15 protein-coding genes are annotated in these 15673 nt (G+C 68.5%); 3 read left to right on the top strand and 12 right to left on the bottom strand.

All coding sequences use genetic code 11. The annotated features are described in order from the left end of the window. Both WC493_RS17125 and WC493_RS17120 read left to right on the top strand, forming a co-directional pair. Positions 1-618 (top strand): acyl-CoA dehydrogenase family protein (locus WC493_RS17125; RefSeq protein WP_373066815.1); only part of this gene is annotated, 618 nt, incomplete at its 5' end. Then, complete coding sequence (locus tag WC493_RS17120; protein WP_373066814.1) at positions 615-1040, top strand: PaaI family thioesterase; 426 nt, start codon at positions 615-617, stop codon at positions 1038-1040. The genes WC493_RS17125 and WC493_RS17120, both read left to right, overlap by 4 nt. A 42-nt stretch (positions 1041-1082) precedes the next feature. On the opposite strand, the gene WC493_RS17115 is transcribed toward WC493_RS17120, so the two are convergent. The 3 genes from WC493_RS17115 to WC493_RS17105 form a co-directional block, all read right to left on the bottom strand. Then, complete coding sequence (locus WC493_RS17115) at positions 1083-1496, bottom strand: MAPEG family protein (protein ID WP_373066812.1); 414 nt, start codon at positions 1494-1496, stop codon at positions 1083-1085. A gap of 72 nt (positions 1497-1568) precedes the next feature. Continuing rightward, entirely contained in the window at positions 1569-2234 is a 666-nt protein-coding gene (locus tag WC493_RS17110; RefSeq protein ID WP_373066811.1) for a VOC family protein, read from the bottom strand. Then, positions 2231-3091 (bottom strand): SDR family oxidoreductase, encoded by an 861-nt coding sequence (locus tag WC493_RS17105; RefSeq protein WP_373066810.1) that lies wholly within the window; start codon positions 3089-3091, stop codon positions 2231-2233. Before WC493_RS17105 ends, WC493_RS17110 begins: the two co-directional genes overlap by 4 nt. A 44-nt stretch (positions 3092-3135) precedes the next feature. On the opposite strand from WC493_RS17105, the gene WC493_RS17100 reads away from it, so the two are divergent. Then, the gene (locus WC493_RS17100) at positions 3136-3888 is read left to right on the top strand and encodes a tetratricopeptide repeat protein (protein ID WP_373066808.1); all 753 of its coding nucleotides are present in this window, start codon (positions 3136-3138) and stop codon (positions 3886-3888) included. Here the strand turns inward: WC493_RS17100 and WC493_RS17095 are convergent. The 9 genes from WC493_RS17095 to WC493_RS17055 form a co-directional block, all read right to left on the bottom strand. After that, positions 3881-7081 carry an efflux RND transporter permease subunit gene (locus WC493_RS17095; protein WP_373066807.1) on the bottom strand — a complete coding sequence of 1067 codons (3201 nt, stop codon included), beginning with the start codon at positions 7079-7081 and terminating at the stop codon, positions 3881-3883. The genes WC493_RS17100 and WC493_RS17095 overlap by 8 nt on opposite strands. Then, entirely contained in the window at positions 7078-8088 is a 1011-nt protein-coding gene (locus WC493_RS17090; protein WP_373066806.1) for an efflux RND transporter periplasmic adaptor subunit, read from the bottom strand. Before WC493_RS17090 ends, WC493_RS17095 begins: the two co-directional genes overlap by 4 nt. Positions 8089-8180: 92 nt before the next feature. Further along, the gene (queG, locus tag WC493_RS17085) at positions 8181-9311 is read right to left on the bottom strand and encodes a tRNA epoxyqueuosine(34) reductase QueG (protein ID WP_373066804.1); all 1131 of its coding nucleotides are present in this window, start codon (positions 9309-9311) and stop codon (positions 8181-8183) included. Between the two features lie 344 nt (positions 9312-9655). Next, the gene (locus tag WC493_RS17080; protein ID WP_373066803.1) at positions 9656-10324 is read right to left on the bottom strand and encodes a glutathione S-transferase family protein; all 669 of its coding nucleotides are present in this window, start codon (positions 10322-10324) and stop codon (positions 9656-9658) included. A gap of 69 nt (positions 10325-10393) precedes the next feature. Continuing rightward, a complete protein-coding gene (arcC, locus tag WC493_RS17075) occupies positions 10394-11332 on the bottom strand; it encodes a carbamate kinase (RefSeq protein ID WP_373066802.1) in 939 nt (312 codons plus the stop codon). A gap of 4 nt (positions 11333-11336) precedes the next feature. Next, a complete protein-coding gene (gene argF, locus WC493_RS17070; RefSeq protein WP_373066800.1) occupies positions 11337-12338 on the bottom strand; it encodes an ornithine carbamoyltransferase in 1002 nt (333 codons plus the stop codon). 19 nt (positions 12339-12357) lie between these two features. Further along, positions 12358-13578: an arginine deiminase gene (locus WC493_RS17065; protein WP_373066799.1), complete on the bottom strand. Its 1221-nt coding sequence runs from the start codon at positions 13576-13578 to the stop codon at positions 12358-12360. Between the two features lie 19 nt (positions 13579-13597). Continuing rightward, positions 13598-15046 (bottom strand): arginine-ornithine antiporter, encoded by a 1449-nt coding sequence (arcD, locus tag WC493_RS17060; protein WP_373066798.1) that lies wholly within the window; start codon positions 15044-15046, stop codon positions 13598-13600. A 125-nt stretch (positions 15047-15171) separates the two neighbouring features. Then, positions 15172-15673, bottom strand: a 502-nt coding sequence (locus tag WC493_RS17055) for a nucleoside 2-deoxyribosyltransferase (protein WP_373066796.1), incomplete at its 5' end; no start/stop codon positions are given.

Genomic DNA, 15673 nt, shown 5'->3' with positions numbered 1-15673 from the left:
GAGAAGCAGCGGGGCGACGATGCCAACCCGTTCCCGACCCCGGGCATGACCGGCGGCGAGATCAAGGTGCTCGGCTATCGCGGCATGAAGGAATATGAGATCGGCTTCGACGGCTTCGAGGTGAAGGCCGAGAACCTGCTGGGCCAGCAGGAAGGCCAGGGCTTCAAGCAGCTCATGACCACCTTCGAATCGGCCCGCATCCAGACTGCGGCGCGCGCCGTCGGCGTCGCCCAATGCGCGCTGGAACTGGGCCTGCGCTATGCCCAGGAACGCATCCAGTTCGGCAAGCCGATCTATTCCTTCCCGCGCGTCTTCGGCAAGCTCGCCTGGGCTGCGGTCGAGGTCATGATCGCCCGCCAGATCACCTTCTTCGCCGCGCGCGAGAAGGATGCCGAACGGCGCTGCGACCTCGAGGCCGGCATGGCCAAGCTGCTCGCCGCCCGCGTCGCCTGGGCCACGGCCGACAACGCCCTGCAGATCCACGGCGGCAACGGCTATGCCGAGGAATATCCGATCAGCCGCGTGATGTGTGACGCCCGCATCCTGAACGTCTTCGAGGGTGCGGCCGAGATCCAGGCCAATGTCATCGCCCGCCGCCTGCTCGAAGGCGGCAATTGAGCCTGACGGGGGCGGAACTGGCGGCGCGCTTCGGCGCGCTGCCGGTGCCGGAATGCACCAGGCACCTCGGCTTTTCGCCGCTGCACTTCGATCCCGCCGGCCGGGAACTCGAGGCGACCTTCGTCGGCCGGCCGGAATTCTGTAATCCCCGCGGTGTCGTGCAGGGCGGCTTCCAGGCCGCCATGCTGGACGACGTCATGGCGGTCACCCTGATCATGGCGACCGAGGGCCGCTTCGTGCCGCCCACGCTGGAACTCAAAGTGTCCTATTTCGAGCCGGTGATGCCCGGCACCATCCGCGCCCGCGGCCGGGTGTTGCGCCTCGGCCGTTCGATCGTCTTCCTCGAGGGCGACCTTCTGGGCGACGACGGACGCTCGCTGGCCCGCGCCTCGGCGACCGCCAAACTGCTGCAGATCGGCTGATCCCCCGGCCCCGCCGTCGTCGCGGGGCCGAAGGACGCTGCCTCAGCCTGCGACGGCCGGGGCGACCATGGCGAGCGCGGTGCCGGCCTTGATCATCATCCAGACCACGATGGCCATGCCGCCGACCCAGACCAGGGTGCGCAGGGGACCGATGTTGGCGATGTAGATCGCTGTATAAACCACGCGAACGGCGATATAGATCATCGCCCATTGGTCGAGCCAGGCACGGTCGACCCCAGCGAACAGGCACAGGATCACGGCGGCGACGAAGCCGGCCAGCGTCTCGTTGTGGTTGTTGTGGGCCCAGGTGGCACGCTGGCGCCAGCCGGTCTGCTTGTCGAGCCAGAGGCGCGGCGCATTGTTGTCGTAGCTGCCGACCGACGAGAGCTTCGGCAGGAGATTGGTCACCGCCGGCATGAGCACGGCGATGATGATGCACAGAACCGCAATCGACATGGGTTTCCCCCCGTTTGTTTTCACGCAACGGGGCAGAAATAGCAGTTGGCCGGGGGCGAGAAAAGCAACGCTTTAAAGACCGAAGGTCCGCTCCGGCACCGATCCCGCGGTTTGCAGCCGGAAGCGCCCGCGCGGCCCTTCGATGGTGGCGTGGAGCCGTGCCGGAGCGGCCACGGGCTGGAGCGCCACGCCGAGCCGACCGAGCACGGCGCCGAGGGCCGCCGGGGCCGGACAGTCGAGGCCGAAGTCGACCAGCGTGAGCCCACCCGGCGCCGTGGCCGACGGGTGGGGCGAGTCCTGCCAGTCGATCAGGAAGGGTACCAGGGCGCCGAAGCCATGACCGGCGATGCCGAGAATCGACCAGGAAAGACGCACGCCATCGGGCCGCGTCCGTTCCATGGCGACACGGCCCGGGCTGGCGAGGCCCGCCGCCGGCAGGCCCGCGGCCAAGGCATCGAGATCGTGCCCCTCGGCACACCAGCCGATCAGGCTCGGCTCCGGCAGGGCTTCGACCAGGGCGCCGAGAGTGCCTTCCAGCATCTGCTCCGGATCGGGCGCCAGGATTTCGAGATAGAGCCCGGGGCCGAGCGCGGCCAGCGCATTGCGCGTGCCGAAGCCCGGGTGACGCCCGCCCACCGCCGCCCTGACGCCGGACAGGGCTTCGAGGGTCTCGATGCCGGCCGCCAGCGTCGGTGCCGCCCAGATCAGGTGGTCCAGCCGGTCGGGCCGCGCGCTCATGGTACTCCCCCCTGCCCTGCGGCGATGGCGGCCAGGCCTTCGCGATAGGTCGGATAGGCCAGGGTCACGCCCAGTTCCGCGTGCAGGCGGCGGTTGGAGACGCGCTTCGATTCGCTCCAGAAGCTCTGCGCCATCGGGCTCAAGTTCGCCTCGGCGAAATCGATCCGCGGCAGGGGCGGCAAGCCCAGCAGACGGGCAGCATGGTCCAGCACCTCGGCCGGCGGCGCCGCCTCGTCGTCGCAGACATTGTAGACGGCACCCGGATCGGGATGCGCCATGGAGGCGAGCAGGACGTTGGCGATATCGGCGACATGGATCCGGCTGAAGACATGGCCGGGCTTCACCACGGCGCGCGCCGTGCCGGCGCGGATCTGGTCGACGGCACTGCGCCCCGGGCCATAGATGCCGGGCAGGCGGAAGATATGAAGCGGCAGGCCGAGAGCCGCCCAGGCCCGTTCGGCGGCGAGCCGGCGGGCACCGCGCTCGGTCGTCGGGGCGGGCGGCGTCGTCTCGTCCACCGTCTCGCCGCCGCGGTCGCCGTAGACGCCGGTGGTGGAGAGATAGCCTGCCCACAAAAGGCCATGAATCCGGCGCAGATCCTGGCCCGTTTCGTCGACCACGGGATCGCCGGCCGAATCCGGCGGCACGGATGAGAGCAGATGGGTAGTGCCGTCCAGGGCGCCGGCGGGCAGTTGGCGGCCGCGCTCGAACAGATAGACCTGATAGCCCTGGCGGCGCAGGGATTCGGCCGCTTCGGCGTTGCGCATGGTACCGGCGACCGCGAAACCCGAGGCCGCCGCCCGGGCCGCCAGGACCTGCGCGCTGTAACCGAGGCCGAAACAGAAGAGACGGGGCATCCCGGACCTTGCATCACCGAACACGAGAGAGGACTTTAGGCCCCATGTCGCGCCTCGAACAAGCCGCCCGTACCCTGGGCCTTCTCGCTCCCGCCGCCGCCCTGCTGCTCTGCACGGCGCCGGCCTTCGCCCTCACCTACGGCGAATGCACCGCCCTGGTCGACAAGTCGCCGGCCGATGGCTACAACGCCGCGATCGACTGGACCAAGAAGACCGACGATCCGGCGGCCCAGCATTGCGCCGCCCTCGCCGAGGTCGCCCTGAAGCGCTACGGCGCCGCCGCCGACCGCCTGAACCGCCTGGTCGAGCAGACCGAGAACCCTTACGAGTCCGCCGCCCTGCTGGCCCAGCTCGGCCAGGTGCGCATGCTGGACGGCAAGGCCGATCTCGCCGTGCAAGCCTATTCCCGGGCGGTCAAACAGACTCCCAACAATGCCGAACTCCTGTCCGAGCGGGCGCGCGCCTATGCCGCCATGGGCGACTGGCCCCATGCCGTGAAGGATCTCGACGCTGCCGTCCAGGTCGAGGACGACAATGCCGAGCTGCAGCTCCTCTATGCGACCGCGCTGCGCGAGGCGGGCGACCTGCCGGAAGCCAGCAAGGCGATCGCCAAGGCCCTGGCACTGGCCCCGAACGAGCCCGCCAATTTCCTCGAGCGGGGCCGCATCCGCCTGCTCGCCGGCGACCGCAAGGGGGCGGCGGAGGATTGGAAGCGCGTGCTCTCCAGCGCCGCCAAGTCGAGCCCGGAATATCAGGCGGCGAACGCCAGCCTGAAGGCGCTCGACAAGGTCAAGTAGGCCGCTCGCCGCGCAGCAGGATATAGATCGCCGGGATCACCAGGACGGTCAGCAGGGTCGAGGACGCCAGGCCGAACAGGAGCGAGAGCGCCAGGCCCTGGAAGATCGGATCGGCCAGGATCACCACGGCGCCGATCATGGCGGCCAGCGCGGTCAGCAGGATCGGCTTGAAGCGGATCGAGCCCGCCTCCAACACGACGTCATAGAGCGGCCGGCCCGGCGTCCTGGCGTGGCGGATGAAATCGACCAGCAGGATCGAATTCCGCACGATGATGCCGGCGAGCGCGATGAAGCCGATCATCGAGGGCGCCGAGAAGGGCGCCCCGAACAGGAAATGGCCGAGCATGATGCCGATCAGGGTGAGCGGGATCGGCGTCAGCACCACGAGCGGCAGCTTGAACGAGCCGAACTGCGCCACGACCAGGATATAGATGGCGAGAATGGCGACACCGAAGGCCCCGCCCATGTCGCGGAAGGTGACCCAGGTGACTTCCCATTCGCCGTCCCACAGCAAGGAGGGGTGGGTCTCGTCGTCGGGCTGGCCGTGCATCAGGATCTCGGGCCGGGGCAGGCTGCCCCAATCGGCTTCCGCGATCGCCTTGTCGACCGCCATCATGCCGTAGATCGGCGCCTCATAGGCGCCGGCCAGTTCGGCCGTGACCATTTCGGCGGCGCGGCCGTTGTGGCGGAAGATCGGGAAGGACGCCCGCTCCTGCGCGATCTGGACGACGTCGCCGAGTTCGACCACCCCCCGTTCGCCCGGCAGGGCATTGGCCGGAATCGGCGTGGTCAGCAGGCGCTGGTCGATCACCCGCTCGTTCTTCGGGAGCGCGATGGTGATGGGCAGCGGCGAACGCCCGCCGCCCCGGTGGGAATAGCCGACCGAAGAGCCCCGCAGCAGAGTGGTCAGCGCGTCGTAGACATCGCCCTGTTCGACCCGGCGGTATTCGAGATTGTCCTCGGCGATCAGCACGCGCGAACGTTCCGCCGGCGTGCCGAAGGAATCGTCGACGTCGACGATGAAGGGCACGCTCTCGAAGATTTGGCGCACCTTGGTCGCCACGGCGCGGCGCGTCTCGCCGTCCGGCCCGTAGATTTCGGCCAGCAGGGTCGCCAGCACGGGCGGACCCGGTGGCGGCTCGACCACCTTGAAGGTGGTGCCCGGCGGCAGCGTCAGCCCCTTCAGCCGCTCGCGGAGGTCGAGGGCGATGGCGTGGCTGTCGCGGTCGCGCTCGCCCTTGGCCAGGAGGTTGACCTGGACGTCGCCGTTCCAGGGATCGGAGCGCAGGTAATAGTGGCGCACCAGCCCGTTGAAGCTGAAGGGCGAGGCAGTGCCTGAATAGGTCTGGAACGAGACGATCTCGGGCACGGCCGACAGGCGGTCGACCATGGCGTGCAGCACCCGGTCGGTATCCTCGACCGAGGAACCTTCGGGCAGGTCGACGACGACATCGAGCTCCGCCTTGTTGTCGAAGGGCAGCAGCTTGACCGTGACGTCCTTCGTATAGAACAGGCCGAGCGAGGCGAAACAAGCGACGGCGACAGCGAGCAGGAACAGGCCGGCGCGCTTCCGCGTGCGCAGCACGGGGGCCGCGATCCGGGCATAGAGGGCGCCGAGCTTGCCGCCCTGATGCCCGCCCTCGGCCGGCCCATGCAGCGGCGCCTTGCCCGAGAGCTTCATCATGAGCCAGGGCGTCACCGTGACCGCGACGAAGAAGGACAGCACCATGGCGGCCGAGGCATTGGCTGGAATGGGGCTCATATAGGGCCCCATCATGCCGGAGACGAAGAGCATGGGCAGCAGGGCGGCGACCACGGTCAGGGTCGCCACGATGGTCGGATTGCCCACTTCGGCCACGGCATCGATGGCGGCGGCCATGCGGGCGCGGCCGTCCTTCATGGCCCAATGGCGGGCGATGTTCTCGATCACCACGATGGCGTCGTCGACCAGGATGCCGATCGCGAAGATGAGCGCGAAGAGGCTGACCCGGTTCAGCGTGTAGCCCATCAGCCAGGAGGCGAAGAGGGTGAGCAGGATCGTGGTCGGGATCACCACCGCGACCACCAGCGCCTCGCGCCAGCCGATCGCGACCGCGACCAGGAGCACGATCGAAACCGTGGCGAGGCCGAGGTGGAACAGGAGCTCGTTCGCCTTCTCGTTCGCCGTCTCGCCGTAGTTCCGGGTGATCGCCATCTCGACCCCGGCGGGGAAGATCTGGCCGCGCATCTGTTCCAGCCGCTCGGTGATGCGAGCGGCGATGGCGACCGCATTGGTCCCCGGCCGCTTGGCGATGGCGAGCGAGACCGCGGGCCGGCTGGCGAAGCCGGCATCGGTCCGGGTCACCGTGTCGACCCGGGTCTCCCGCGTGTCGGTGGCCAGCACGGTCTTGGCGACGTCGCGGACATAGACCGGGCGGCCGTCCCGCGCCGTCAGCAGGAGATTGTCGATCGAGGGCAGGTCCTGCAGGGTCTGGCCGGCGACGGCGCTCTGCTGCCCGCCCTCGCTCCGCACCAGGCCGAGCTGGAACGAGCGATTGGCGCCCGCCACCTTGCCGGCGAGCTGCTGCAACGTGATGCCGTAGAGGGAGAGTTTCTCGGGGTCGGGCTGGACCTGGATCTCGGTCGGCTGCTCGCCCACGATATAGGTGAGGCCGACATCCGGCAGCTTCGAGACTTCGACCTGAAGCTCGCGGGCGAGACGGGTCAGGTCCGCAGCACTCCAGCGCCCGGCCATCGAAGGCTCGGGGCTCAGCGTGACCACCATGATGGCGACGTCGTCGATGCCGCGGCCAACGATCAGCGGCTCCGGCACCCCGGTCGGGATGCGGTCCATGTTGGCGCGGATCTTCTCGTGCACGCGAAGGATGGCGGCATCGGCATCGGTGCCGACCAGGAAGCGGGCGGTGACCAGGGTGCCGTCGTCGACCGTCTGGGAATAGACGTGTTCCACGCCGTCGATCGACTTGACGATGGTCTCCAAGGGTTCGGTGACCAGTTTGACGGCATCTTCCGCCTTGAGCCCGTCGGCCGAGACGCGGATGTCCACCATGGGCACGGAAATCTGCGGCTCTTCCTCGCGCGGCAGCAGGAAGAGCGCGAGCACGCCGACCACGAAGGCGGCGAGCAGGAACAGCGGCGTCAGCGGCGAGGCGATGAAGGAGCGGGTGAGACCGCCCGCGATACCCTGTTTCATGGCGTCTGCACCCGGTCGCCGTCCGCCAAGCCGGACAGGATCTCGACCATGGCCGTGCCGTTCTCGGTGAACGTGGCGCCCGGGATCACCGCGACTTCGGCGGTACCGTCGGCGGTGCCAACCTTCACATAGTCCATGCCGTGGCGGCTGGTGACGGCCGCGGCCGGCACCGCGATCACCCGGCGCTGGCCGACCGGGATGGTGACCAGCAGGCGCTCGTTCACGAAATAGGTTCCCAGGTCGTCGATCTCGACGTCGGCCGTCACCTTGCCGTCGGTTATTTCGGGATAGACGCGGGCGATCTTGCCGAGCCTGGTGCCGCCGCCGCTCATGGCTTCCCCGGTGGGTGAGACACGGCCGATCACCTCGACCGTAGCCCCTTCGGTCAGCTGGCCGGCATGGCGCTCGGGCAGGGAGAGGCGGAGGAAATAGGGGCCGGTGGCGATCCGCGCCACCGTCTCGCCCGGCAGGATGACGCTGCCCGGCGTCACCGGCACGGTGAGCACGCGGCCGGCGGCCGGCGCCAGCACCGCGCCTTCCTTGGCCTGCTGGTCGATCACCGATTTCTCGGCTTCCGCGGCAGTCATCTGGTTGGCGAAGACGTCATATTGCGTCTTGGCCTGATCGACCCGGCTCTGCGGCGCGATGCCTTTGGCGCGCAGCTCGCGGGCGCGGTCGAGTTCGATCTTGGCATTGTCGTATTGATTCTTCAGGGCGGCGATGTTGGCCGCCGCCGCCGCCATCTGGAGCGCCAGCTTGTCGTCGACCACCAGGGCCAGCACCTGGTCCTTCTCGACCGCACTGCCCTCGACCACCGAAACCTCGCGGATGGTGCCGCCGATGCGCGCCCGGGCGGGCACCACCGTGCGGCTCTCGACCATGGCGAAGACCGATTTCGTATCCGGCCGCTCCTTGGCCGCGACGACATAGTCGGCAGCCCAGCCGGGTACCGCGAGCAGAAGGGCGCACGCCAAGGCGGCGATCGGCAGGGGTCTGAAATGGCGCATCGTCGAAATCCGGATCCTGGGCCCGCGCGGCTCTTGTCGCCCTCATTCTACAAAATTCATAATTTATGTAAACATAAATTGATAATCGGCCGTCAGGCCCCGGCGGCCACCCATTCCACCAATACACCGGCATCGCTCTCCCGCGGGCGCCGCCGCGCCGCCTCCGCCGCCAGCCGTTCGGGGGCGAGCCGGGCCAGCGCCCAGACCGCCATGGCGCGGACCAGGGCGCTGTCGTCGCCGAGCAGGCGGTCGAGCGCCGGCAGAAGGCCGGGATCGCCCGAATTGCCGATGGCGATGGCGACATTGCGGAGGAAGCGGTCGCGCCCGATCCGCTTGACCGGCGTCGTCGCAAAGCGGGCGCGGAAGCCGGCATCGTCGAGGCCGGCGAGATCGGCGAGATCGGGCGCCGCCAGCTCACCCCGCTCCGCCAGTTTCACATCCTTCGACTGCGCCGCCCATTTGTTCCAGGGACAGACCGCCAGGCAGTCGTCGCAGCCATAGATGCGGTTGCCCATGGCGGCGCGGAATTCCACCGGGATGGTGCCGCCATATTCGATCGTCAGATAGGCGATGCAGCGCCGGGCATCGAGGACATAGGGCGCCGGGAAAGCCCCGGTCGGGCAGATGTCGAGGCAGCGCCGGCAAGTACCGCAATGATCCTGTTCCGGCGCATCGGGCTCGAGCTCGGCCGTGGTGAACAGCGCGCCGAGGAACAGCCAGGAACCGAAGTCGCGGCTCACCAGGTTGCTGTGCTTGCCCTGCCAGCCGATCCCGGCGGCCTGGGCCAGCGGCTTTTCCATCACCGGCGCCGTGTCGACGAAGACCTTCACCTCGGCCGGCAGTTTCCGCGCCGCCCATTGGGCCAGCATTTTGAGCCGGCCCTTCATCACGTCGTGATAGTCGCGCCGCCGGGCATAGGCGGCGATCGCCCCCTGCCCCCTCTTCTCCAGAAGGTCCAGCGGATCCTCGGCCGGGGCATAGATCTGGGCCACCATGACGATCGAGCGCACGTCCGGCCAGAGCACGCGGGGATCGGCCCGCCGCGCCGCCGTCTCCGCCATCCAAGCCATGACGCCTAGATGGCCGGCGGCCAGCCAGTCGCCCAGATCGCGGTCGCGCCCCGCCCGTTCGAGGGCATCGGGCGCCGTCACCGCCGCCCGGTCGAAGCCCAGACGGCGCGCCTCGGCCAGCAGGGCGGCGCGAAGATCGGCCCGCCCGGTCATCGCGGCCACCGCGGGGGTTCAGCCCCCTTGCCGTCATGGCCGGGCGTGCCGACTATCCGGTCGAGAAAGCCGGGCGGTCTCACGCCCCCTATGCCCCCCCCTCGATCGTCATGGCCGGGCGAAGTCCCGGCCATCCACGCCGGCAAGCTGCTTCTTGCGTCGACGACTGCGGCTCGTCCCGACGTGGATGCCCGGGACGAGCCCGGGCATGACGATTGAAGGTGACGCGCAGGTGTAAAACGATCCGATTGCCCAGACCGGACGCCCGCGGAACGCATCCGGGCACGACGGCTGTCGGGGGTGGCGCGATCGGTTCCTTTCGCGCTCAACAGGGCCCCCGTGCCTCAGAAATCGAGATCGGCGTAATGGGGCGGCGGCGGCATGCCGGCGACATGGTCGCCCAGCAGGGGCCGGAAGCTCGGCCGCGACTTCACCCGCACGTACCAGTCCTTGGCCCTTGGATGGGCGTCCCAAGGCACGTCGCCCAGATAGTCGATGCAGGAGAGATGGGAGGCGGCCGTGATGTCGGCCAAGCTGAAATCGTCGCCCGCCAGCCAGCGCCGCCGCTCCGAGAGATCGGCGATATAGGCGAGATGGGCGTTGATGTTGTGCTTGCCGACGCGGATCGCCGTCGAATCCGGATTGCCCAGGCCGAAGAAGCGCTTCATCACCTTCTCGAAGACGAGGTTCAGGGTCACTTCGGCATAGAACTTCTGGTCGAACCAGGCGATCAGGCGCCGCGTCTCGGCGCGCGAGACGGGGTCGAAGCCGATCAGCCGGCGGTCCGGATAGGTCTCGTCCAGATATTCGACGATGGCCCAGGAATCGGCGAAGAACTTGCCGTCCGGCTCGACCAGCACGGGCACCTGGCCGGCCGGATTGAGATGCAGGAATTCGGGGCGCCGATCCCAGACGCGCTCCGCCCGAAGCTCGAAATCGAGCCCCTTCTCCTTCAGGGCGAGACGGACCTTGCGCGAAAAAGGCGACAGCGGCAGATGATAGACGACACGCATGGCCGCGACTTTAGGTCCCCCCCTACCGCCGGACAAGGGCGCTTCATGGCGAATCAGCGTTAATCTTTTTCAACTCTGCCCTGCCGCCGGGCGCATGAGAAGCCCCGGGGCGGTGGCGTCGATCGTGGTGCCGGCGCTGCCGTCGAGCAGGCCCGCGGCATCCTCCAGCCGGCCGATCGCCGCCCGCCCGCCTGATGCCCGCGCGAAGCCGATCGCCGCTTCGACCTTGGGCCCCATGGAGCCGGCGGCGAAGCCGAGACCCGCCAATGCATCCGGATGAGCACGGGCGATCTCACGCGCGCGGGGCGTGCCCCAGTCGAGCGAGACGGCCGCGACGTCGGTCAGCATCAGCAGCGCATCGGCCTTCAGGCTGCGCGCCAGAAGGGCGCTGGCCAAGTCCTTGTCGACCACCGCCTCGATCCCGTCGAGCCTGCCGTCCGCGCCGCGGGCGACCGGAATGCCGCCGCCGCCGGTACAGACCACGGTGATGCCGGCATCGACCAGGCGGGCGATCACCGCCGCCTCGACGATCTCGACCGGCTTCGGCGAAGCGACGACCCGGCGCCAGCCCTTGCCGTCCGCCGCCACGGGCAGGCCCAGGGCGCGCGCCGCCGCCTCGGTATAGACGGGGCCGATCGGCTTGGTCGGCTTGGCGAAGGCGGGATCGGCGGGATCGACCCGGACCTGGGTCAGCAGGGTGGCCACTTGTGCCCCCGGCCCCAGGGCATTGCCGAGCTCCCGCTCGATCAGATAGCCGATCATGCCCTCCGATTCGGCATCCAGCACGTCGAGGGGCTGCGCCCCCTCGGCCGGCCCGGCGGCCGACTGGAGCGCCAGCAGGCCGACCTGCGGCCCGTTGCCGTGGGTGACGACGAGCTGGTGCCCGGCCGCGGCGAGCGGCGCCAGGGCCGCCGCGGCGCGCCGCACATTGGCGAGCTGGTTGGCCGCCGACAGCGGCTCGCCCCGCTTCAGCAGGGCATTGCCGCCCAGCGCCGCGACGACACGCATGGCATCACGCCCCGATGGTGGCGACCAGGATCGCCTTGATCGTGTGCATGCGGTTCTCCGCCTCGTCGAAGACGATGGAGGCCGGCGATTCGAAGACCTCGTCGGTCACTTCCATGCAGTCGATGCCGAAGCGCTTGGCGATGTCGGCCCCCACTTCCGTCTCCGTATTGTGGAAGGAGGGCAGGCAATGCATGAACTTGACATAGGGGTTGCCGGTCGCCGCCATGACCTCCCGCGTCACGCGATAGGGGGTGAGCAGGCCGATCCGCTCGGCCCAGATGGCGTCCGGCTCGCCCATCGAGACCCAGACGTCGGTATAGAGGAAATCGGCGTCCTTCACCGCGGTCGCGACATCCTCGGTCAGGGTGAAGCGCCCGCCATTCTGGCCTGCGTCGGCCTCCAGGCGGGCGATGGTGGCGGCATCGGGCCAGAGCTTCTTCGGCGCCGCGATCCGCATGTCGATGCCGACCTTGGCCGCCCCTTCGGCCAGCGAATGGGCGACATTGTTCCGCCCGTCGCCGAGGAAGGTCACCTTGAGGTCGGAGAGATGCTTGTGGGTGAATTCCCGCATGGTCATGAAATCGGCCAGCGTCTGGGTCGGATGCGTCTGGTCGGTCAAGCCGTTGTAGACCGGCACGCCGGCATAGGTCGCCAGGTCCTCCGCCGTCTTCTGGCCGAAGCCGCGGTATTCGATCGCGTCATAGACCCGGCCCAACACCCGGGCGGTGTCCTTCATCGATTCCTTGTGGCCGATCTGCGAGCCGGAAGGGCCGAGATAGGTCACATGGGCGCCCTGGTCGTAGGCCGCGACCTCGAAGCCGGTACGGGTCCGGGTCGAATCCTTCTCGAAGATCAGGGCGATGTTCTTGCCCTTCAGCCGCGGCACTTCGAAACCGCCGTATTTGGCCGCCTTCAGGTCCTGGGCGAGGCGGAGCAGGAAGCGGATCTCGGCCGGACTGAAGTCGCGCAAGGTCAGCACGCTGCGGCCGCGCAGATTGACGGGCATGTCTCTCTCCCTATGTCGCTCAGGCGGGGTCGCGCAGGATGGGGCAGGTCATGCAGTGACCGCCGCCCCGGCCGCGGCCCAGTTCCGAGCCCTCGATGGTGATCACCTCGACGCCGGCCCGGCGCAGCAGGGTGTTGGTATAGACGTTGCGGTCATAGGCGACGACCACGCCGGGCGCCAGGGCGACGACATTGTTGCCGTCGTCCCATTGCTCGCGCTCGGCCTCGAAACTGTCGCCGCCGGTGGCGATCGCGGTCAGGTGGCGGACGCCGATCGCCTGTGCCACCACCTCGGGGAAGGGCTTCTTCTCTTCGCGCACGGCAATGCCAAGCGGGCCGCCGTCCGCCTCGATCACGAAGGGGCGGATGCGGTCGACCACGGCGGGGAACAGGGTCACCTTGTCGTGGTCGCAGAAGGTGAAGACCGTGTCGAGATGCATGAAGCTGCGGTCGCGCGGCATCAGGGCGGCGATCACCTTGGCCGCCCCGCCGGAGCTCAGCAGGCGGCGGGCCAGCCGGGCCACCGCCTGGGGCGTGGTGCGCTCGCCCATGCCGATCAGGACGACGCCGTTGCCGACCGGCATGACGTCGCCGCCCTCGATGGTGGAGAGCCCGGGATCGGCGTCGACGTCGTCCATCCAGGCTTCCGGCGCCGCCTCGACGAAGCGGGGATGGAAGCGATAGACGGCGGCGACATTGGCCGCCTCCGGCCGGCGCGCCGGCCAATAGGGGCTGGCCACGGCATAGCCGCCGTAGATCCAGAACGAACTGTCCCGCGTGAAGAGCTGGTTCGGCAGCGGCGCCAGGACGAAATCCTTGGGCTCCATCGTGACCGCCGTCAGGCCCTTGGGCAGGAAGGGCAGTTCGCCCCGGGCGATGCCGCCGACCAGCAGTTCGGAGAGCTGGTCGGCCGGCATTTCGTCGAGCCAGGCGCGCAGGTCGGCGGCGAGGTCGGGCCCGACCAGCGCCGGCTTCAGCCGCCGGTCGAGCAGCCAGCGCCGCGCCTCCGGCTTCTCGATCGTCTCGGCCAGGAGGTCGCCGAAGAGGTGAACCTCGACGCCGCGCTCGCGCATCGTATCGACGAAGGCGTCGTGCTCCTGCCGGGCCTTCTTGACCCAGAGCACGTCGTCGAACAGCAGGGCGTGGCAATTGTCCGGCGTGAGGCGGCGGAGCGAGAGGTCCGGACGGTGCACGATCACTTCGCGCAGCCGCCCGATCTCGGAATGGACACCGAGTTGCATTTTCTGTCCTTCCGTCCGGTCAGAGAGGGCTGATGTCGCCGTGCCAGATCAGATAGGCGGCGAGCACGCCGGCCACCACGAGACCGAGGGCGATCAAGCCTTCGAGCGGCGTGAAGGACCGTGCCCGCTGTTCCGACCGCGCCTTCAGGTAGATCAGGATGCCGGGGGCATAGAGCATGGCGCACATGAAGATATAGGTCGGACCCGCGGCATAGATGAGCCAGATGCCGTAGATCGTGGCGACCAGCCCGGCCACCAGGCCGCCGGCCCGCGTCTCGCCCGGACCGTAGGATTCGCCGGTCAGCGCCAGCTTGAAGGCGAAGGCACCGGAGAAGACATAGGGCACCATGATCGCCGAGGAGGCGATGTAGAACAGCGCCTGATAGGTGCTCTGGGCGAAGAGGGTGACGATCAGGAAGGCCTGGACCAGGAGATTGGTGACCCAGAGCGAGGTCGAGGGCACGCCACGGGAATTCTCGCCCGCGAAGAGCTTCGGCAGAGTGCCGTCCTTGGCTGCGACGAAGGGAATTTCGGCGGCCAGCAGGGTCCAGGACAGGAAGGCGCCGGCGACCGAGACGATCACCGCGACATTGATCAGCGCCGCCCCCCAGGGCCCGACGACATGCTCGAGCACGCCGGCCATGGACGGATTCTTCAGTGCCGCCAGCTCCGGCTGGGTCATGACGCCCATCGAGAGCAGCGAGACCAGGGCATAGAGCGCGAGGCAGGTCAGGAAACCGATCACCGTCGCCCTGCCGATGTCGGAACGGCGTTCCGCCCGGCTCGATTCGACGCTGGCGCCCTCGATCCCGATGAAGACCCAGAGGGTGACCAGCATGGTCGCCTTCACCTGGGTGAGCACGGAACCGAGATTGGTATTGCCGGCACCGCTGAAGTCCAGGGTGAAGGTCGGCAGGTTGAAGGCGACCACGATCACCGCGATGAAGACCACGATCGGCGCGATCTTCGCGATCGTCGTGATCAGATTGACGATCGCCGCCTGGCGCACGCCCGACAGGATCAGGGCATGCACGGCCCACAGCACGACCGAGGCGCCGACCACCGCCTGCCAGGTGTTGCCGTCACCGAAGGACGGCACGAAATAGGACATCGCGCCGAACAGCACGACGGCATAGGAGACATTGCCGATCCAGGCGCTGAGCCAATAGCCCCAGGCCGAATTGAAGCCGATGAAATCGCCGAAGCCCGCCTTGGCATAGGCATAGGGGCCGGCATCCAGTTCGGGCCGGCGGGTCGCCAAGCCGCGATAGACCATCACGAGGGCCAACATGCCGACGGCCGTGATACCCCAGCCGATGATGACGGCGAGAGGCCCCGCGCCATTCGCCATGTTCTGCGGCAGGCTGAACACGCCGGAGCCGACCATCGAGCCGATCACGATGGCCGAAAGCATACCGAGATGGAGTTTGCCCTTGCTCGCGCCGCGCTGCGCGGACGGCGCGGCCACGCCGGTACCCGCACCGGCTGATGACATCGTCATTGGTTGGCCCTTCTTTCGTTGTCCGTCGATGCTCATGGGCGCGTCGACGGGAGCAGGCTATTGCCTCCGAATTAGGCAAACCTTGAGCGATATCAATGCGCGAAAGGAACTTCGAGCGTATGGAGCAGCCGCCTCAGGGCGGCCTCGAAGCCGGCGAGGTCGGTCAGGGGAGCGGCGCTCGCGCGCTCGATCACCTCGATCGAACCGTCGATCATCAAATTGTCGCCCAGGCCGAAATCCTCGACCATCAGGCCGTCGCGGTCGCGCAGGGTGCCCGCGCCGTCGGCCGCCAGGGTGCCGCCGTTCCACTGCCGCACCCGATCGGCATAGGGCAGCGTCGTATTACGATAGCCGATCACCGGCTTGCCCAGCGCAAGAGCGAAGCCGACCTCGAACACGGTGCCGGCATCGGCACCCGGAGCGCGGAACGGTGTCAGATTGGCGATTACCGCGTCGGCCCGGCGAATCAGGGCGATATTGGCGGCGCAGATCGCCCGCGCCAGGTCGCCGGGCGCGAGATCCTGCGGCAGGGTGCCGTCCAGCGGATAGAGGCCGGCGACGCCACGCGCGGCGCAGATCTCCTGCTTGGCGAGG

The sequence above is a fragment of the Zavarzinia sp. genome, from assembly GCF_041650655.1.
Lineage (GTDB): Bacteria > Pseudomonadota > Alphaproteobacteria > Zavarziniales > Zavarziniaceae > Zavarzinia.
The sequence above is the reverse complement of the archived record's forward strand: the minus strand, read 5'-3'. Positions and strand labels throughout refer to the sequence as shown.